The sequence below is a fragment of the Bradyrhizobium betae genome (assembly GCF_050632175.1).
Lineage (GTDB): Bacteria > Pseudomonadota > Alphaproteobacteria > Rhizobiales > Xanthobacteraceae > Bradyrhizobium > Bradyrhizobium betae_B.
On the sequence record NZ_CP192576.1, the window covers coordinates 5,556,606 to 5,576,525 of the forward strand.

The 19,920-nt window shown below is 65.0% G+C and carries 17 protein-coding genes and 1 pseudogene; all 18 read right to left on the reverse strand.

Annotation, left to right across the window (positions count from 1 at the left end; genetic code table 11):
- Positions 1-20: 20 nt before the first annotated feature.
- The 18 genes and pseudogenes from ACQ86E_RS26595 to ACQ86E_RS26680 all read right to left on the reverse strand — a co-directional run bounded on the left by ACQ86E_RS26595 (position 21) and on the right by ACQ86E_RS26680 (position 19,862).
- On the reverse strand, positions 21-869 hold the full coding sequence (locus tag ACQ86E_RS26595; RefSeq protein ID WP_431202512.1) for an MBL fold metallo-hydrolase: 849 nt from the start codon (positions 867-869) through the stop codon (positions 21-23).
- A gap of 28 nt (positions 870-897) precedes the next feature.
- Positions 898-1,782: an amidohydrolase family protein gene (locus ACQ86E_RS26600; protein WP_431202513.1), complete on the reverse strand. Its 885-nt coding sequence runs from the start codon at positions 1,780-1,782 to the stop codon at positions 898-900.
- The gene (locus ACQ86E_RS26605) at positions 1,779-2,906 is read right to left on the reverse strand and encodes a vWA domain-containing protein (RefSeq protein WP_431202514.1); all 1,128 of its coding nucleotides are present in this window, start codon (positions 2,904-2,906) and stop codon (positions 1,779-1,781) included. The genes ACQ86E_RS26600 and ACQ86E_RS26605 overlap by 4 nt, the downstream gene beginning before the upstream one ends.
- Positions 2,903-3,784, reverse strand: a complete 882-nt coding sequence (locus ACQ86E_RS26610; RefSeq protein WP_431202515.1) for an AAA family ATPase — start codon at positions 3,782-3,784, stop codon at positions 2,903-2,905. The genes ACQ86E_RS26605 and ACQ86E_RS26610 overlap by 4 nt, the downstream gene beginning before the upstream one ends.
- A 12-nt stretch (positions 3,785-3,796) precedes the next feature.
- On the reverse strand, positions 3,797-4,819 hold the full coding sequence (locus tag ACQ86E_RS26615) for a xanthine dehydrogenase family protein molybdopterin-binding subunit (RefSeq protein ID WP_431202516.1): 1,023 nt from the start codon (positions 4,817-4,819) through the stop codon (positions 3,797-3,799).
- On the reverse strand, positions 4,820-6,412 hold the full coding sequence (locus ACQ86E_RS26620; RefSeq protein WP_431202517.1) for a xanthine dehydrogenase family protein molybdopterin-binding subunit: 1,593 nt from the start codon (positions 6,410-6,412) through the stop codon (positions 4,820-4,822). It lies immediately after the preceding gene.
- 11 nt (positions 6,413-6,423) lie between these two features.
- Positions 6,424-6,899, reverse strand: a pseudogene (locus tag ACQ86E_RS26625) ((2Fe-2S)-binding protein).
- 6 nt (positions 6,900-6,905) lie between these two features.
- Positions 6,906-7,724, reverse strand: a complete 819-nt coding sequence (locus ACQ86E_RS26630; protein ID WP_431202518.1) for an FAD binding domain-containing protein — start codon at positions 7,722-7,724, stop codon at positions 6,906-6,908.
- Entirely contained in the window at positions 7,725-8,168 is a 444-nt protein-coding gene (locus tag ACQ86E_RS26635; RefSeq protein ID WP_431202519.1) for an SRPBCC family protein, read from the reverse strand.
- 5 nt (positions 8,169-8,173) lie between these two features.
- Entirely contained in the window at positions 8,174-8,611 is a 438-nt protein-coding gene (locus ACQ86E_RS26640; protein WP_431202520.1) for an SRPBCC family protein, read from the reverse strand.
- Positions 8,612-8,621: 10 nt separating this feature from the next.
- Entirely contained in the window at positions 8,622-11,528 is a 2,907-nt protein-coding gene (locus ACQ86E_RS26645; protein WP_431202521.1) for a flotillin domain-containing protein, read from the reverse strand.
- 26 nt (positions 11,529-11,554) lie between these two features.
- Positions 11,555-12,388: a phosphoenolpyruvate hydrolase family protein gene (locus tag ACQ86E_RS26650; RefSeq protein ID WP_431202522.1), complete on the reverse strand. Its 834-nt coding sequence runs from the start codon at positions 12,386-12,388 to the stop codon at positions 11,555-11,557.
- Between the two features lie 3 nt (positions 12,389-12,391).
- The gene (locus ACQ86E_RS26655) at positions 12,392-14,608 is read right to left on the reverse strand and encodes an ABC transporter permease (protein WP_431202523.1); all 2,217 of its coding nucleotides are present in this window, start codon (positions 14,606-14,608) and stop codon (positions 12,392-12,394) included.
- Positions 14,601-15,383 carry an ABC transporter ATP-binding protein gene (locus ACQ86E_RS26660; protein ID WP_431202524.1) on the reverse strand — a complete coding sequence of 261 codons (783 nt, stop codon included), beginning with the start codon at positions 15,381-15,383 and terminating at the stop codon, positions 14,601-14,603. The genes ACQ86E_RS26655 and ACQ86E_RS26660 overlap by 8 nt, the downstream gene beginning before the upstream one ends.
- Positions 15,376-16,464: a branched-chain amino acid ABC transporter permease gene (locus ACQ86E_RS26665; protein WP_431202525.1), complete on the reverse strand. Its 1,089-nt coding sequence runs from the start codon at positions 16,462-16,464 to the stop codon at positions 15,376-15,378. Before ACQ86E_RS26665 ends, ACQ86E_RS26660 begins: the two co-directional genes overlap by 8 nt.
- Position 16,465: 1 nt before the next feature.
- Positions 16,466-17,476 carry a branched-chain amino acid ABC transporter permease gene (locus ACQ86E_RS26670; RefSeq protein ID WP_431202526.1) on the reverse strand — a complete coding sequence of 337 codons (1,011 nt, stop codon included), beginning with the start codon at positions 17,474-17,476 and terminating at the stop codon, positions 16,466-16,468.
- Between the two features lie 177 nt (positions 17,477-17,653).
- A complete protein-coding gene (locus ACQ86E_RS26675) occupies positions 17,654-18,481 on the reverse strand; it encodes a helix-turn-helix domain-containing protein (protein WP_431202527.1) in 828 nt (275 codons plus the stop codon).
- A gap of 130 nt (positions 18,482-18,611) precedes the next feature.
- Positions 18,612-19,862 (reverse strand): ABC transporter substrate-binding protein, encoded by a 1,251-nt coding sequence (locus tag ACQ86E_RS26680; protein WP_431202528.1) that lies wholly within the window; start codon positions 19,860-19,862, stop codon positions 18,612-18,614.
- Between the last annotated feature and the right edge of the window lie 58 nt (positions 19,863-19,920).

The window sequence follows — 19,920 nt, forward strand, 5'->3', positions numbered from 1 at the left end:
GATCTATCTCCAAGGGAGTGTCAGGCCGGGAACCATTTGCGTTCGGGCAAGGACTGAACGATGGGACCAGGGACCTGGTCGTGAAGCCGGCCCACGACATTGCCGCCCTCGATCTTGGCGGGACGGTCGTGCACTGGCAGCAGATAGCGCGAGTTGCTGAGCAGCTTCTTGATCGCGGCCTTCTCGGCGCGCTTGCTGGTGCCGTGGTTGCCTGTCGTACGCGGCTCCCAATCGTGGATCTCGTGGAAGGGCGTAACGATCTGGTCGTTGAAATCGTAGATCACGTCGCCGCAGATGGTGGCGATGCCGTCGGCGGTCTCGACGATGATGTTCATCGAGCCTTCGGTATGGGCATTGGCGGCATCGCAATAGACGCCGGGCATCAGCTCGATCGGACCAGTGATTTCGAGATCGAGGAATCGCAGCGCACTCTTGGTGTGCAGGCGGTCGATCAAATGTTTGATGTCGGGCGCCGGATATTGCGGATGCATCAGGCCGGAGACCGAATATTCCAGCTCCTTGCGGTTGAGCACGACAGTCGTGTTCATCGGGAACAGGTCGTCCTTGCCGGCATGGTCGATGTGCAGATGGGTGTGGCAGACGAAACGGACGTCGCCCATGCGCACCCCATGGCGAGCGAGTTGGTTCTCGATCATGTGTTCATGGTACTGCAAGCCGCGCATGCCCAGCGTTTCCATGATCTGGTTGGAGCGATAGCCGGTGTCGACCACGACGGGATATCTGCCGCCGAGAATCAAAAAGCCCAGCGTGAGGACGCGGCGGGTGCGGCCGCAGTCGCGGCCGAGCACCAGGAAGCTCGATTCCAGCTCGATATCGCCGTAGTCCAGGATCTTGATCTCCAGCGCCATTCGTTTCCCTCCATTCTCTTTTTGTTTGTCAAAGCCGATAAACACGCGTTGCCGTGGCCCGGAAGATTGCGTCCTGTTGCTCGGCGTTCAGCGGCGCGGCCGCCGCACGAAACGCAGCGACCAGCTCGCGATAGCTGGTCCACAATTTCTCGATCGGGAAATTGGAGCCGAACAGGCACCGCTCGGCGCCGAAGATCGCGACGGTGTCGGTGACTACCCCGGCGATATGCGCGGGGTCGTTCCGGTGAATGAAGGTGCCGAGCCCTGAGAGCTTTGAGACCACGTTCGGGCAGGTCGCTAGCCGGGCCATGCCCGCGCGCCAGGCGGCGCGGCCCGCCGGTGAAAGGTCTTCGAGCATGCCGGCATGCTGAAGGATGAAGGTCACCTTCGGGCAGGATTCGGCGAGCAGCGCTCCATCTGGCATCTGCGGCGTGAAGAGCTGGAGATCAAAGCTCCACCCGTAGTCGGCGAGACGCGCAACGTTGCGTCGGACCATGGAATCGACACACAGATCCGGCTTGGCTGCGAAGCGATAGAGCGGGTTCTCGTGCCAGTGCAGCTGCATCCGCACACCCCGGACCAGCGGATAGCGCTTTAGGCGGTCGAGCTGCGGGCGGACGTCGTCCACCGCAAAATTGGCATAGGCGACGATGGCATGCGGCCATCCGTGTTCATCAGCGGTCTGCTGCACCCAAGCCGCTTCGTCCTCGAAACGGTCGTTGGCCCAGTTAGTCTGGACGTAGACCGAGCGGGTGACGCCGCTATTTTTGACGTCGTCAAGATATTCCTCGATCGGATAATCGCGCCTGATAGCCTCGTAGGGTCCGAAGATGCGCGGCTGCATCGGTCCGACCAGCCAGGGCAGGTCGGCCTGCCGCCAGATGTGATGATGGCCGTCGATAATCTCGGTCACGCAACTCTCCTTCGTCCCAGTGCCAGCACATGCGCGACGATCGACGCGCTTGATCCGCCATCGACGAGATCGTCGACGAAGCGCTCGATGGCAACCAGCGCTTCCGTCTGTGGACGGAAGCCAGGGCCGGACGCAAGCGGCGTGAGCCAGCTCACGCGCCAGGCCCGCCGCGACAGCTTCGCCACCGCGTCGCGCAGCGCGTCGGGCTCGCCGCGCTCAAGTCCGTCCGAGACGACGACAACGGCTGCCCCGCGAGCGTAGCCACCAAATCGCGGCACCGCGAGGAAGGCCTGCAACGCATCGCCGATGCGTGTGCCGCCATCCCAGTCGCTGACGAGATGCGCGGCCGCGCTCAGCGCCTGCTCGCGACGCTTCAGCCGCAGGGCTCGGGTGACACGAGTCAGTCGGGTGCCGAAGGTGAAGACCTCGACATTGGGCGCGGCCTGCACCAGCGCGTGCGCCAGCTTCATGTTCTCCTCGGTGCGGCTCTTCATCGATCCGGAGACATCGATCAGCAGCAGGAACTTTCGCGGGCGCTGGCGTCGCTTCATGTGGCCGAGCCGAAGGATTTCGCCGTCGCTGCGGACGGAGTCGCGTAACATCCGGCGCAGGTCTGCAAATGGTCCGCGGCGGGCGCGCATCCGTCGGTGGCCTCGCCGTCGCGGCAGGCGCCGGGGAGCCTCGCGCGATAGGCGGCGCAGCGCATCTGTCGTGGAGAGCTGGGCGAACCGACGCTCGACCAGCGCCTCGGTGCGGGTCGCGGTCAGGCCAGATTCATTGGCCTCGTCGGAGAGCAGCGGCTCTTCGTCGCCACGACCTTCTTCCTGAAGCCGGACGGTCTCGTCATCTTCTCCGTCGTCGGCGTGCTCGAGCGCCTCGCTGCCGCCGAAGTGGAGATCGAACAGGCGGTCAAAGGTCACGCGGCGTTCGGGCGGCGGGGCCAGGGTGGCGAGTGCCGCTTGCCTGATATCCGTGAGGTCGCGTGGGCCGAGCAGCTCGATCGCGGTGAGCAATGCGACGGTCTGCTCAGGGGCGACAGCAAAGCTGTTGGCGCGCAGCAGCGCGACGAAGGAGACGAAGAATCGGGCGGCGCGCGGGAGCTGCGGCTGCGGCTCAGTGCTCATGCGGTCACCTCCGCCAGCATCGCATCGAGCCGAGGCGCGATGAAGTGCAGGTCTTCCTCATCCTTCAGCGCCACGCCGATCGAGCGCCTGAAGGCATCAGGCCATCGCGCGCCGCCCTTGTTGAGAAGCGTCGCGGCTTCGGCCCAGTCGACAGCCTCCGCGATTCCAGGCGCCTTGCTGAGAGGCTCGCGCCGGAGCCTGCCGACGGCAGCGACGACGGCGCGCGCGGTGGCTTCTGCGACGCTGGAGGCGCGCAGCATCACGATCCGTGCCTCGCGCTCTTCGGTGGGATAGTCGATCCAGTGATAGACGCAGCGGCGGCGCAGGGCCTCGTGCAGGTCGCGCGTTCGGTTCGAGGTTAACAAGACGACGGGGTGCTCGGTAGCGCGTACCGTGCCACGCTCCGGGATCGAGATCTGGAAGTCGGACAGAAATTCGAGCAGGAACGCCTCGAACTCCTGGTCGGCGCGGTCGATTTCGTCGATCAGGAGCACGGTGGAATCAGGCGCGCGCAGCACGGCCAGCATGGGACGCTCGATCAGGAACGTCTCGCCATAGATGTCGATACTCTCGTCGACGGCCTGGCGGATCGCGAGCATCTGGCGCGGATAGTTCCACTCGTAGAGCGCCGCGGAGGCGTCGATCCCCTCATAACATTGCAAGCGGATCAACCGACGGCCGAGTACCGCGGCGATGGCCTTTGCCGCTTCGGTCTTGCCAACACCCGGCGCGCCCTCCAGCAACAACGGCTTGCCCAGCGCAAGCCCGAGATAGGCGGCTGTCGCGAGGCCCTCGTCGGCGAGGTAATAGGCCGCGCGCAGCGCCTTCTCCAGCGCCTCCGGGCTGTCGATGCCGACGATGTTGCTGCGGACCGCCATGAACCAAAGCCTCTAGCGCCGCGGCTGCGGTCGCGCGCCGCCCTGGGCCTTGATCGCGCGTAGTACCTTTTCCGGGGTGATCGGCAGATCGTCGATGCGCACCCCGACGGCGTTGAAGATCGCATTGGCCACGGCAGGCAGCACCGGATTGGCGCACATCTCGCCCGGGCCCTTGGCGCCGAACGGGCCGTCGGGGGCCGGGCGCTCCAGCACGGCGATATCGTGCGGGCAGATGTCGCCCGGCCCGGGCATCAGATACTCGACGAAGTCACGCGGACCATGTACGGGCTCGGGATAATACGGCTCCGGCGTCTCATAGAGCGCGTGGCTGACGCCCATCCAGGCGCCACCGACAAGCTGCTGCTCGACCAGACGCGGGTTGAGCGCGCGGCCGAGCTCGTAGGCCGAGTCCATCCGCACCATCGCAACCTCGCCGGTCTCGTCGTCAACATCGACCTCGGCGACGAGACAGGCATGGGCATAGCAAGTGGCCGGCGACATCTCGCCGGTCTCCGGATTCACCTCGGAGAGCGGAACCAGGAAGATGCCGCGGCCGGAGATGGTCTTGCCCTGCTTGAACTGGGCGGCAATCGCGACGTCCTTGGTCGAGATCGAGCGATGCGGCGAGCCCTTGACGTGGATGTTGCCGCGCCCGTCGGTATCGAGGTCGGCGGCGTTGACCTCCAGCTCCTCGGCGGCCGCCTCCATCATGACGCCGCGCGCCTCATGGGCGGCTGCCATCACGGCGTTGCCGACGCGATGCGTGCCACGAGAGGCGAAAGAACCCATGCAGTGCGGACCGGTGTCGGAATCCGCCGTGTCGACATAGACGTCCTCGACCGGCACGCCCAGCGTCTCCGCGCAGATCTGCCGCGTGACCGACTTCATGCCCTGCCCGAGATCGATCGACGACAGCGCCACCGTGAACTTGCCGCTCGGATTGGAATGCACCAGCGCCTGGCTGGGGTCACCGCCGAGATTCATGCCGATGGGATAGTTGATCGACGCGATGCCACGTCCGCGATGCCGGGCCATCTAGCGCCTCCTGGTGCCGAAGACGGAGGAGAAACGTGTCGCGCCATGGGATGGCGCTGGTGGCCGCGGCGAGGGCGGCGGAGTCGGTGGTGGCGGCTCGCGCGGCGGTTCGCGGGTGACGGCGGGCGGAAGCCGATCGTAGCTGGTACGCTGCTGCGCCGGAGCGGGGGACCTCGCGCCCGACGAATCCGTCGGAGTCGGCGGGATCACCGCCCGGCTGCCGCCACCGTCCTTGCGCGAAGAGGCGCGTTTGAACTCCTCGCGGAGTGGCCACTTTGCCTTCTCTGCGGCCACCTGAACGCACTCGATCAGCGCCGTGTTCTTGGCCTCGCGTCGATGCGCCTTCATGTCGCCATCGCGATAGGCGTTGAGGATCCGGAACTCCATTGGATCCATGCCCACGAGATGCGCCAGCTTGTCCATCTGGCACTCGATCGCAAAATCCATCGCGGTGACGCCAAAACCGCGCATGGCGGTGGCCGGAGTGCGGTTGGTGAAGACGCAATAGACGTCGCCATAGACGTTGGGGATGGTGTAGGGGCCCGGCAGATGCGCGGCGCATTTCACGGCAGCATAGCTGGACAGCCGCGTATACGCGCCGCTGTCGAAATAGCAGCGGATCTTCCGCGCGACGACGCGGCCGTCGCGCATCACGCCGTCCTTGATGTAGATGCGCTCGGCGCCGCGCGGCGGTCCATACTGCATCTCCTCCTCGCGGCCGAACACGTAGCGCACGGGCCGCCCGGTCAGCATCGCGCCGAGGATCGCGAGAGGCTCGGTCAGCGTATCGACCTTGCCGCCAAAGCCACCCCCGACGGTACCGCCGATGAAGTGGAAGGTGTTGGACGGCACGTCCAGAATCTTGGCGCAGGTGTCGACCGAGAAGAACAGCGCCTGCGTCGAGGTATAGACCACATAGCGGCCATTGGTGTCAGGGGCTGCGATCGCGCCGTTGGTTTCGGTCGGCGCATGTTCGATCGGGGACATCTGGTAGCGCTGTTCGAGCACATGGTCGGCAGTCGCGAGCGCCGCGTCGGCATCGCCGAAGCGAAGCCTCTGATGGTCGTAGGTCTCGTGATAGGTGAACGTGTTTTTGGGATACGTTTCGTTGACCACGGACGCGCCCGGCTTGAGCGCATCCTCGACATCGAACACGGCTGGCAGCGGTTCATAATCGACCCTGACCTTCGCGATCGCCTCAAAGGCCTCGCGCTCGCTGTCGGCGACGATGGCGACGATCGGCTCGCCCTTGTAGCGGACTTTGTCGACCGCCAACGACGGTTCGTCGTCCTTGCCGAAATTGATCAGGCTGAGCAGCGTGTTGAGATTCACAGGCACGTCCGCGCCGCGGATGATCCGGCGTACGCCTGCCGATCGCTCCGCATCCGTGGTGTCGATGCCGCGAATCCTGGCATGCGCCTGCGTCGAGCGCACGACCTTCAGGTGCAGCATGCCCTGCAGCTTGTGGTCGTTGAAATAGCTCGACGTGCCCGTGACATGCCCGAGCATGTCCTGGCGCTGGGTGCCCTTGCCGATTTCCTTTAAGTTGTCGTCGCGCTCGTCGGCAAAAATGTCCTTGCGCAATTCCAGCATGGTCGCTTTTCCTAGGCGCTGACTCGGCCGCCGGCGGCGGCGAGGATGGCATTGATGATCGGCTCGTAGCCGGTGCAGCGGCAGATGTTGCCGGAAATGGCTTCAATGACTTCGTCACGGCTCGGCGAGGGGTTGCGGTCAAGCAGGGCTTTTGCGGCCATCAGCATTCCCGGCGTGCAGTAGCCGCACTGCGCGGCAAAATTGTCGGCGAAGGCGCGCTGCAGCGGATGCAGAGTCGGACCCAGCTTCATGCCGTCGAGCGTCTCGATGGAACGACCAGCCACAGTTTCCGCCAGTGTCAGGCAGGAGAGGTGGAGTTCGCCGTCGACAAGTACGCTGCAGGTGCCGCAGCCCCCTGGCCGCAGCCGAATTTCGGCGTCATGTCGCCGATCAGCTCGCGCAGCGCGACCAGGAGATTGGTGCCGCCATCGACGAAGATCGCGACGTCGCGGCCGTTGTGACGAAATTGCAGGGGTATCTTGGACATGACAGTCTATTCCTGACCGGACAGCAAGCGGCGCAGATACACCCCAACGATTTCGCGGCGATACCAGGCGCTGCCGAGCGCGTTGTCGGATGGCGATGTTCCCTCAGTCGCGGCGGACGCAGCGGCTGCGATGGCCGCCGCATCCAGCGGGTGCCCCTCCAGAGCACGTTCCGCTGCGCGTGCACGGATCTGCGTCGGTGCCATCGATCCCAGCGCGATCCGGGCGCCGGCGATCCGGCCGGCGCTGATCGGCAGATGCGCGGCGAGCGTGATGACCGAGCCGCCCTTCGGCTTGATGCGCGCGATCTTGCGATAACGGAACGTCCCGGTGCTTGCCGGGCGGGTGCACGAGATCGACAGCACCAGGGTTCCGGCCTGCCGGTCGCGCGCCTGCAGAAACTCCTCGATTCCGACGTCACGTGAGCCGAAGCCGCCCTGGACGGCGACGGTGGCATCGAGCGCGAGCAGCGCGACGGTGAAATCGCCATAGGGGTTCGGAGCGAAGAGGTTGCCGCCCACCGTTCCCATGTTGCGTACGGCGGGCCCGCCGATCGAACGAGCAGGGGCGTGGAGGAAGCCGAGGTCGCGTTCGGCAAGAACGCGCGCGAAGGTGACGCCGGCGCCGAGCGTAATACGCGGGCCGGATGCATCGATCCGGGTCAGCGCCTGGTCCTGGGCGCGAACGACGGTCGAGATCGACACGTCGCCCTCATTCAGCGCCCGCATCACCAGCGTGCCGCCGCCAAGATAGCGCGCGGTGCGGTCGGAGGACAGCGCCCCGGCCGCCTCGCTGGCGCTCGAAAAAGTCTTCACGGTTACGGCCATCTAGGCGGCCTCCTTCAGATGCCGACGGATTGCGTCAAACCCGGCCTGATAGATGTCCTCCGCGACCATGTGCGTTATGCGGTCGCGATCTTCCGGCCTGGTCGTGAAGCGCGACTCCCAATGCCAGAACGTCCGGTCGCCGTCGGTGACCGGCAGCAGGCGGACATGGGCGACGTAGTTGAACATCGGGATCGGTGTATCGAGCAGGCAGTAGCTGAAGCTTTGCTCGAGGTCCGACAGCGCCACCAATTGCTCGCGCAGCTCGGCGCCGTCCGTCAGCTTGAATCGCCTGATGCAGCCGATCTTGTCCGAAGAATGCGCGCGCTCGATCGAGGAGGTCGCAACCGCCGGGTGCCAGCGATCATGCCCGTTGAAATCGCGCAGCATCGCCCACGCCGCGTCGGTCGGCGCGTCCAGGATCGTGCTTTTGACAATGTGCGGCACGGGTCTCAGCCTCCGAACACGCGCTTGAGGGCATCGAAGCCGCCCTGGAACACCCCGCCGCCGATGTTGCCGACGAGCTCGGTCTCCCGCTCTCGCGCGCAATCGAACTCGGCGGTCCATTCCACAAAGGTCTGGTCGCCATCGGTGACGGGCGTCAGCCGCAGTGTTGCGACGTAGTTCTCGACGCCCATCGGGGATTCCAGGATCGAATAGGTGCAAAACATGTCGTAATCGGAGAGGCCCAAAAGCTTCTCGCGGATGCGATCGCCGTTGCGCAGGCGAAAGTCGCGCACACATCCGATCTTGTCCGAAGGCTCGCCGCCCTCGATGCGGCTTTCGGCGATCGCGGGATGCCAGTTCGGCAGGCCGTTGAAGTCGCGCACGCGCGCCCAGACGCGATCGTTGCGGGCATTGACGACGGTGGAGACGTAGACGCGGGGCATGGGTCGGACCTCAGCTCTTCTTCCGCGAACTGCGGTCGGCCGGCGGGTCGCCGCCGCCCTCAGCCGTAGGCGGGGAGGCGGCTGGCTTGTCGCCACCACCACCGCCCTTGCGGGCGGACTCCTTGATGCCCTGCATGTCGCGGGCTTCGCGGATCAGGCCCGGCATCCTGGCGAGGCTGCCGCCCTCGACGCCGATGTCGGCCAGGAGTGAATCGATCAACGGCGCCTGCACGCGATAGCGCAGCGCAGAGTCGATCACCTCGTCGGTGGCACTGCGGCCTCCATTCCCGCCATGGCCGTTGCCGTTGAGGCCGTCGACCTGGAGGATGCGGATTCCCTCGATCTTCTCCATCGGCTTGACGCTCTCGCGCACGATGCCCTCGATGCGGTCGAGCAATTTGCGGCGGAACAGCGAATAGCGCGCCTGGTCGGTCAGCACGTTCTCGGCTTCGTTGAGCATCCGCTGCGCTTCCGCCTCGACGGCCGCGCGCACACGCTCGGCTTCTGCAGCGATCCGGGTCTCCTCGGCCTGCTTTTCGGCGATCATGACTTCGACCGTCCTGCGGCGTTTGGCAATCTCGCTTTCGCGCGCGGTGATGACGCGTTCGGTGGCTTCGGTAGCACGCATCCGCGCTTCCTCCGCCATCGCCTTGGCCGCTGATTCCTCTAGCGACTTCTGATGGATCGCGATCGCCTTCTCCATCAGGACGGTCTCGACCTCCTTCTCGCGGTTAACTTCGAGCTTGCGCAGCTCACGCTCACGGCCGATCCGGGCCTCGTCGAGGCCGCGGTCGGAGGCGATGCGCGCGCGCTCCACTTCCTCTCGCGAAGCGATCTCGGCCTCCTGGAGGGACTGGACGCGGGCGACCTCGAGCTGCTCGATCGCACGCCGGCGTTCCAGGCGGGCGGCTTCCAGCGCCTGCTCGCGCGAGACGTCCGTGGTCTCGACCTCCTTGCGGGCGACGATCTCAGCCTGCCTCACCTGCCGGTCGGCATCGATCCGCTCGGACTTCTTTGCGGAGAGGGCGATGACGCGGTCCTCGTCGGCGATATCGATTGCTTTTTTCTGCTCGATGTTGAGGACCTCGCGCTTCTTGGACGAGTTGATCCGTTCGGCTTCCAGTGCGAGATCGACGGTGATGCGCTGGCGCTCGATGGTATCGCGCCGCTTCAGCTCGGCTGCCTCCAGAATGCCGGACCGCTCGATTTCGAGCGAACGCGTGTCTCGCTCCGCCTGGATGCGCTCGGCCGCGACCGCCTTCTCCTGGGCAATGCGGGCCGCCTCGATCGCCTCGCGGGAGGCGATGTCGGCTTCCTCGACCGCGCGGTTGCGAGCGATCTCGAGCGAGCGGACGCGCTCTTCCTGGGTGATGCGCGAGGCTTCGGTGGTCTCTCGCGCGGCGATGCCGGCGACTTCGAGGGTCTGGTTGCGCTCGATCTCGAGCTGCCGCGTGTTCTGCTCGGCGGCGATGCGCTCGGCGGCGAGCGTCCGCTCGCGGGCGATGCGAGCGGCCTCGACGGCGCGCTGCGCCTCGATTTCGGCCTCCTGGATGTTGCGAATCTGCTGAATCTCCAGCGCGCGGGTGCGCTCATCGGAGGAGATGCGTTCGACATTGACGATCAAGGTCTGGGCGATGCGGGCCTTCTCGGTCGCCTCGCGGGCGGCGATCTCCGCCTGATCGACGGCACGGGTGCGCTCGATCTCGCGGCGGCGCGTTTCCTCTTCATTGGCGATGCGGGCGTCGGTGACGACGCGATCTTGTTGGATCCGGGCTTTCTCGACCGCCTCGCGGGCGGTGATCTCGGCTTCCTCGACGGTCCGTATCCGCTCGATCTCAAGCTGGCGGATCTCGCGCTCCGATGCGATGCGGGTTGTGTCGATCGAGCGCTGGTTGGCGATCCGGGCCTTCTCGATCTCCTCGCGCGCCAGCAGCTCCTTCTCTTCAATGGTGCGGGTACGCTCGATCTCCTTCTGCCGGGTCTCGCGCTCGGCAGCGATGCGGGCCTCGGCAATCGCCTGCTCATTGGCGATGCGGGAGCGTTCGATCGCCTCGCGCGCCGAAATCTGGGCCTGTTCAGCCTCGGTCTCCCGCAGCGCGCGTTCGCGGGCGACCTCGGTGCGCTGGAGCGCGCGGCGCATCTCGATGTCGCGCTCCTGCTCCAGCCGCGCCGTCTCACTCTCGCGCTCGATCTCGAGCGCCTGACGCTCGGCCTCCAGATTGCGGGTGCGGATCTTGATCAGCGAGTCCTGCTCGATGTCGTTGCGCAGCTTGCGCCGCGCTTCGATGTCTTCCATCAGCCGGGTCAAGCCCTCGGCGTCGAACCGGTTCGAGGGATTGAAGAATTCGAGGTCGGTCTGGTCGAGGTCGGTGATCGCGACAGATTCGAGCTCGAGGCCGTTCTGGGCGAGGGCTTCGGCCGCATTGGTCTTGACGCGTGTGACATAGTCGCCGCGTCGTTCGTGCATCTCTTCGAGGGTCATTTCCGATGCGACCGAGCGGATCGCGGAGATGAACTTACCGGCTAGCAGCGCGTGGAGCTGTTCCGGCTCCATGGTGCGGCGGCCGAGCGTTGCGGCGGCGATCGAGACCGCTTCGCGGGTGGCCTGGACGCGGACATAGAAGTCGGCCTCGATGTCGACGCGCATGCGGTCGCGGGTGATCACCGCATCCTGCCGGGAACGCACGATGCCCATCGGCAGCACGTTCATATTGACAGGTGTGTAATCGTGAATGAAGGGCAGCACGAATGCGCCGCCGTTGATTACGACGCGTTCGCCGAGGAAGCCGGTCCGGACGAAGGAAACCTCCTTGGAGGAACGGTGATAGAGCCAGTTGACGATATAGACGCCAACCACGATCACGATAACAGCAACGATCAGCCAGAGGATGAGCTCGCCGACCAGGATCCCTGACATGTTTCCCTCCCTCAATCGTGCAGACGCTATCGCGCGCTGATCGCCTTGAATTTGCGGACCTGTTCCGTCAAAGCCCGTTCCACCGGCAGCCGTTCCATCGAGGAGGCGCCGTAGAATCCGTGGCAGTAACGGGTGTTCTTCATGATGAAATCGGCATCTGCGGGATCCGCGATCGGGCCGCCATGGGCGAGCACCAGAATGTCGGGATTGACGCTGAGTGCCGCCGAGGCCCAGGTGTCGATGCGCGCGGGGCAGTCCTTCAGCCTGGGGGCGGTCTGGGCGCCGATCGTGCCGCCGGTGGTAAGCCCGAGATGGCAGACGATGATGTCAGCGCCGGCGATCGCCATCGCGGCCGCCTCCTTCTCGCTGAAGACGTAGGGCGTCGTCAGCAGATCCTTCTCGCGTGCCTTCGCGATCATGTCGATCTCAAGCGCGTAGGACATGCCGGTTTCTTCGAGATTGGCGCGGAAGATGCCGTCGATCAGGCCGACGGTCGGGAAGTTCTGCACGCCGGCAAAGCCGATAGCCTTGAGCTGGTCAAGGAACACGTCCATGTCGCGGAACGGGTCGGTGCCGTTGACGCCGGCTAGCACCGGCGTCTTGCTGACGACCGGCAGCACCTCGCTCGCCATTTCAACCACGATGGCATTGGCGTCGCCGTACGGCATCAGCCCCGCAAGCGAGCCGCGGCCGGCCATGCGGTAGCGGCCGGAATTGTAGATGACGATGAGATCGACACCGCCGGCTTCCTCGCATTTGGCCGACAGGCCGGTTCCGGCGCCGCCGCCGACGATTGGCTCGCCGCGCTTCGCCATCTCGCGAAACCGCTTGAGGAGTGCCGCGCGTTCAAACCGGGCCATCGGTCACCTCGCTACTCTCCGGCGCGCCCCGCCGCGTCCGAACAGTGTTCGGAACGCGCTCACGATTGTCGAGGCGAATTCGGGATCGTTGATGTTCTGCTTGACACGGATGAGTTGCCTGTTGCCGGTCGCGCGCACCGTGCGCTCCAGCGCGCGGAATAGTGCAGCGTCCGCCTCCGCGTCCCAGAACGGCTGGCCACGGGCATCGAGCGCGGAAACGCCACCCTCGGGGAGGAAGAAGCGCACGGGCCCGTCCATCTGGTTGAGCCGCTCGCCTATCCAGCGGCCCATGCGCTCGTTCTCTTCCGCCGTCGTCCGCATCAACGTCACCTGAGGGTTGTGGACGTGGAATTTGCGGTCGCGATAGCGCTCGGGGATGGTGTCGGGCGCGCCGAAGTTCACCATGTCGAGCGCGCCGACCGAACCGACATAGGGCAGGCGGGTGCGGATAACTGCGCCGAAGCGATCCTCCGTCGCCGGAAACACGCCGTCCATCAGCAGGTCACAGATCTCGGTGGTAGTGAGATCGATCACGCCGGAAAGCTGGCCGGAATCGACCAGCTTCTCCATCGATCGTCCGCCGACGCCGGTGGCGTGGAAGACCAGGCACTCGAAATCCTCGTGCAGATCGGCCACGATCTTCTGCACCGCCGGCGTGGTGACGCCGAACATGGTGACGCCTATCGACGGCAGCCCGGTGCCCGCGGCGCGCTGCTTCGTCGCGCCCTGGTCGAGCCGCGCCTTGACCATGCCGGCGATGGCATTGGCGCCATTCGACAGCACTGCGCGCGAGATCGAATTGAGGCCCTGCACGTCGGTGACCGAATACATCATTGTGATGTCGGCGGGGCCGACATAGGGTCCGACGTCACCCGAGGCGACCGATGAGATGATCAACTTCGGTACGCCGATGGGGAGGGTGCGCATGCCGGGTGCGACCAGCGATGCGGCGCCGGAGCCGCCGGCCGAGATCACACCGGCGATACTGCCCTGACGCTTGATCCAATTGGCAAACGCATCCGCCATCGCGGTAACAGCAACACCGCGATCCGGACCGAACACGGCCGAGCCGCCGCGGCCATGGTTCAGGGCGATCTCCTGCGCGGAGACGTCGCATGTCGCCTGCTTGCCTCTTGTGGAGACGTCGACGAGCCGGGTACGTAATCCGCTCTCCGCAATGATGTCGCGGATGAAGCGCAGCTCGGTGCCCTTGGTGTCGAGTGTGCCGACGACCAGCACGACCGGCGGCCCGGTAGATTGGGACGTCACCGGCTCGCGCGTGCGCCTCGCGTTGTCGTCGAGGCGGGCTACCTGAGTCGATAGCGTGCGTGCCGCCGCCTCGATCCGGGCGATCGGCGCCGGTTGGGACCAACGTGTCGGCGGGGTGGGGTTTGAGATGTAGATACGGATCGGGCCGCTCGGACGCGGCGGCTGCTGCGTGGCCTTCACGGCGGTGCCGGTCGCGGGCACGTCGATATCAGGTGTCAGCTCGGCATGAAGCCCGACGCCGAGCAGGCGCTGCTGGAGGTCGCGATCCGCGGCCAGCCGCGCCGAGTCGATAATCCGGTTGATGCGGCCGTTGACCATGATGGCGACACTGCGCGAGATTGCGGTCGCGACGCCGATGTTCTGCTCGATCACCAGGACGGACATGTCGCCGTCCTCTCCGAGCCGGAGCAGCATCTCCTCGACCTGGGCGACGATGACGGGCGCGAGCCCCTCGGTCGGCTCATCCATGATCAGAAGATGAGGGTTGGTCAGCAGCGCGCGCGAGATCGCGAGCATCTGCTGCTCGCCGCCGGAAAGCTGGCCGCCGCCATGGTCCTTGCGCTCAGCGAGCCGCGGAAAGGTGTCGTAGATGCGTTCCACGGTCCACGGGCCAGGCCGCATCCCGCCGGCCAGCCGCAGATGTTCGTCGACACTGAGCGAGCGCCAGAGACGGCGACCCTGCGGTACGTAGCCGACGCCGAGACGCGCGATAGTCGCGGGCGGCCGGCGCGTGATATCCTCGCCGCGGACGCGGATCGACCCGCCACTCACCGGCACAAGGCCCATAATCGCTTTGCACAGCGTGGTCTTGCCCATGCCGTTGCGGCCGACCACGGAGAACACGCCGGCGTCGAGCGAGAGATCCACGCCCTGGAGGGCATGGGAATGACCGTAATAGACGTCGAGGCCCCGGACCTCGAGCGGGGCGGCGCTGCGGCGGACCTCATTCATGGCCGCCTCCGAGATAAAGCTCCTGCACCTCGGGATCGGACTGTATCTCCGCGGGAAGGCCTTCCTTGAAGATGCGGCCGTTGTGCATCATCGTCACGCTCTCGACGACACGCAGCGCCACATCCATGTCGTGCTCGATGATGATGTAGCCGATATGCGCCGGCAGCGAGGTCAGGATCTCGACCAGCTCGGCCCGCTCGGTCGGCGAAAGGCCGGCGGCTGGCTCATCGAACAGGACGAAGCGCGGCGCGCCGGCGAGCGCCAGCGCGATCTCGAGCTGGCGCTGCTGGCCGTGCGCTAGCTCGGCGACGCGCCGTTCCTTCACCGCGGTGAGGTGAACGGCTTGAACGAGGCTGTCGGCCGCATGCATCAGCGCGTCGTTTTGCCCGGGACGCAGGAACGAGAACCGCCCGCGCGAGACGCCGCGACAGGCGAGGTAGACGTTGTCCTGTACAGTGAGGCCCGGAAACAGCGCGGAGATCTGATAGGTGCGCCTGAGACCACGGCGGATGCGTTCATAGGGCGGGAAATGCGTGACGTCCTCGCCGAAGAAGCGGATGGTGCCCGAGGAGGGCGGGAAGTCGCCGCTGATACAGTTGAACAGCGTGGTCTTGCCGGCGCCGTTGGAGCCGAGCACGGCGCGGCGTTCGCCGGGGCGCACGGTGATGGTGACGTCGGTCAGCGCCGCCAGTGCGCCGAACAGCCGCGTTACGCCGCGGAGCTCCAGCGCGGCGCCGGCGCCGACGGTGGAGAGGCGATGGGCGACGCTATCCATGGCCGCGCCCTCCGGCCGAGCGATCCGCTCGGCGGCGCTGGTTCTGGCGCCAGCGCTGCCACAGGCCGATGACGCCGTCCGACGACCAGAACACGATGCCAAGAAAGCCGAGCCCGATCAGCAGGCGGAAGCGGTTGCCGTCGAGCCCGATCTTGACCAGGAAGTCGAGCGCGAAGGTACGAAGCAGAACGAAGACCAGCGCGCCGATATAGGGGCCGATCGGCCGGGTGATGCCGCCGACGACGGCGATGATGAGGACGTCGATGCAGGCGCCCACGCTGACCGTGCCCGGCGAAATCTGGCGGTAATTCCAGACCTGGAGCACGCCGGCGAGGCCCGCGATGAAAGAGGCGACCGCATAGGCCGCAACGCGGTGCGCATTGACGTTGAAGCCGAGTGCGGCCATGCGGCGCGGGTTGTCGCGTACGCCCTGAAGCGCCAGGCCGAACGGCGCCCGGGAGATGTAGTCGACGGCGAAGTAGCAGAGCGCCGCGACCGCGAGTACGATATAGTAGAACGGGACATCCCAGCGCCAGTCGACGCCCCAAAAATGCGGCGTGGCGACGTTGTTGATACCGGTGTGGCCGTTGAATATCGGCCAGTTCTGGTTGGTGAAGTAGTAGAAAGCCGCGCCGATCGCGAGCGTGATCATGATGGTGTAGATGCCCTCGGTGCGCACCGCGAGCGTGCCGCTGAGCGTGCCGAAGACGGTCGCGAGCGTCAGCGCCATCGGTACCGCGAGCCACCACGGCCAGCCCAGGCTGATATTGGCATTGCCACTGACGCCGAATACCGCGACCATGTAGGCGGACAGGCCGGCGATGGTGAGTTGCATCAGGCTGACCATGCCGCCATAGCCGGCCAGAAACATCAGGCTGAGCGCGATGGTGCCGAGGATCAGCGTCGTCGCGAAAATCTCGATCAGGAAGAAGCCGTTGGCGATCAGCGGCATGATCAGGAGGATGACCGCCACGATCCAGGCCGCGGGATTGTTGATGTCGGGCCATCCGCGCACAGCTGGCCGCTGAACCGTTGCGGCGGATTTGTGAATCTGGACGCGGGCATCGTGGGTGACGGACATGTCAGCGTCTCGCCAACAGGCCTTGCGGCCGCACCGCCAGCACCAACACCATGATCAGGAACGTCACCACGATCGCATAGGTCGGGACGTAGACCGAACCGAGCTGTTCGGCGAGGCCGATGACCAGCGCGCCGAGCGCGGCACCGGGAATCGAGCCCATGCCGCCGACGATCACGACGACCAGCGAAGCGAGCAGGAAGCGGATGTCCTCGCCGGGCGACAGCGACTGGAAGGTGCCGCCGACCACGCCGGCGATGCCCGCCAAGCCGGCCCCGAGCGCAAAGACGAGCACGAAGACGACCTGGATGCGCACACCCGTCGCGGCGAGCATGTCGCGATCATCTACACCCGCGCGGATGATCATGCCGATTCGGGTGCGGTTGAGCGCCAGCCACATCGCGATGCCGATGATCGCGGAGGCAAGGAAGATCACGAGCCGCACCAGCGGATAGCGCAAATAGACCGGCTCGCCCGAGGACTTCACCGCGGTGATCAGCGGCAGCTCGATCGGCCCGATCAACCAGTGCGGAGTCTGGATCTGGTAGAAGTCGCCGCCGCACGCCCACAGCATAAGATCGGCGAACACGATCGAGAGCCCGATCGTGACCATGGTCTGGCGCAGATCCTGGCCCTCCATGCGACGAAAGACCAGGACCTGGAGCAGGACGCCGACCAGCGCCGTCAGGATGAAGGCGACGATGAAAGCGAGGATCCAGGAGCCGGTCGAGGCGCTGATGGCGTAGCCGACATAGCCGCCGAACAGATACAGCGAGCCGTGCGCGAGGTTGACGTTGCGCATCAAGCCGAAGATCAGGGTGAAGCCGCTGGCGACGAGAAAATAGAGGCCACCGAGCGTGATGCCGTTGAAGAGCGCATTGAGGAAGACCCTCTTGCGGCCAATCGCATCTTCAAGCCCTGCTGGCCAAACCGCGAAGATCAGCCACAGCGCCACGGCAATCGCGATGATGACGATCAGCGCCCAGGCGGGATGACGCTCGACAAAGCGAGTCATGGCTTCGCCTCGCCCCGCTTGCGAGGCAAGGTCGCACGCAGACCTTCGCCGGCCGCAAGCCTTGCCATGAACGTCCGCTCCCAATCGCGCGCGATCCTCTTTTCGGGACCGCGTTCCGTACATCCTAATGCCGTTGCAAGGGAGACGTTTGATCGACAGTATCTTTTCGCGCGCCGGTCAGGCGCGCAAAACCTTGGCGGCGCGGCGATAATCGGTTGGAGCCATTCCGACATTGGCGGCGAAGAAACGGGTAAAACCGCTTTGCGAGGAGAAACCGAGATCGAAGCCGATATCGGCGATCGGCGCCTCGCTCGCCACCAGTGCTTCCAGCGCCTGCTCCATCATCAGCGTGTTGAGATAGAGGTGTGGCGTGACGCCGGTCTGGGTGCGGAACAGTCGGTAGAAATGTGGCCGCGACAGGCCGGACTCACGAGCGATGGTGTCGAGCTCGATCTCGGCGCCGGGACTCTCCGACATCATCTTGATGCATTTGCGCACGCGAAAATCGGTCACGGAACCGTTCGCGCGCGGATCGCGCGCGGTCGCGGCTTGCTGCCAGCTCTCTTCGTAGCAGACGTCGATCAGCCTTCGTAGCTCGGCATCGAGGCTGTTGAGCGACGGTGCGCCGCACACGAGGGCGGCTGCGTGCCTGATCTGCTTGTCCAACGCAAGCGACCGCGAGAACTGGGTCCGGCCGAAGCGCAGGCGGTCGGCGCCCGGCGCATCGGGCGCGAACCACTCCGCATCGACATACAACACGAAGAAAACGGCGCCGCCGTCGAGATCGGAGGGCAGGAAATTGTGCGGCTCCCATGGATTGATCGCGACGACGGAGCCTTCGGTGAGCTCGTAACGTCCATCGCCGACATCGATGCATGCGGGACGCCCCCCGACATGGAAGATCAAATGACCTTCGCGATGTGCGTGGATGTTGAAAGGGCGGTTCAACTGATAGACCGTCGCCCGGCCGAAGCGGCCGTGGAAGACGGCGAGCGCCCGGCTCATGCCTTCTCTCCCAGAAGCTTTTGTCATTTTTCGGTAGCGTTCAACAACCGGGGAGAGAATGCAAGGGCGCACGTGTCGCGCTCTTCGCAGATCTCTCCCCGGTCAGTCCTAGCTCGCGAACGAGACTACGTCAGTACTTCTTACATTCTGGTACTGTACGACTTGGCAAACCGATCTTGGCGAACACCGCGGGGTCATAGCCCAGCGTCTGATTTACGTTCGGGATCACCTTCACGACCTTGCTGAACAGCGCGCCCTTGCCGTCGTCGACGACCTCGGTGACGAAGTTGGTACCGATCGCCTGGCGGTTGGCGTCGAGCTTGATCTTGCCGTTTGGCGCATCGAGTTCGATCTTGGCCAGCGCGGTCTTGTATTTGGACTGGTTATCGCTGAGATCTCCATTGACCTGACGCAGCGCCAGGATCAGCGCCATGGTCGAGCCGTAATAGTTGGTGGCGAGCAGCGACGGGCTGGGGAAGCGCTTGTTGGGCGGGAAGGCATTCTGATAGTCCTTCACGAATTTCTGCCAGCCAGGATCTTCCCAGGTGTCGGCTTGACCGCTCGCGGCCAGCGTGCCGACCAACGCGTTCTTGGCATTACCCTTCGACGACAAGATGGTCTGGTCGATCATGATCGAGCCGCCCATCAGATGTGCCTTGCCCCCGGCCTGCTGGTACTGGTTGAGGAAGTTGACGGCGTCGGCGCCGCCGAGGCCGAGATAGATCGCATCGACGTCATCTGGCAGCGCAGCGATGACCGAGGCAAAGTCCTTGGTGCCGAGCGGTACCCATTGCCGGTTGGTGACCTGTCCGCCCGCGCCACAGAACTCGAGTACCAAGCCGAACACCTGCGTATAGATGAAGGAATAGTCCTCGCCAACGGTCGCGATCTTGCGATACTTCTTCTCGTCGTAGGCATACTTGCCGAGGCCCACCTGCCATTGCGCACCATCCATATTGTAGCGGAAGAAGTTCGGAGCCGGATCGACATAGGTCGTTTCCTGGGCTCCGGAGGCGGCGTTGATGAAGGTCAACTCCGGATGGGTCTTTGCGAAGTTCTTGACTGCAATGCCTTCGTCACCGGACAGCGGCGACAGCAGGATCTGCACCTTGTCCTGCTCGATCAGCTTGCGCACTGCGCGCACGGCGGAGTCCGGCGTTGCGTCAGTCGATGCGATAACAAATTCGAGCTCTTTATCGCCGACCTTCTTGCCCAGCACGTTGAGCGCCGTCTGGAAGCCGCGGATGCCGTCCTCACCGAGGACGGTGTAAGTGCCTTCGAGCGTTGCGGTGACGCCGACCTTGATCTTCTCCTGCGCGAAGGCCGTGCCAGAGAGCAAAAGGCTGCTAAACGCAATCAATCCCACACTACTTCTCAGCATTGGTCTCCTCCCTCGTGTTTTGCCGACGTCGTATTGTTTGATGTAGCGAGCGCGAACG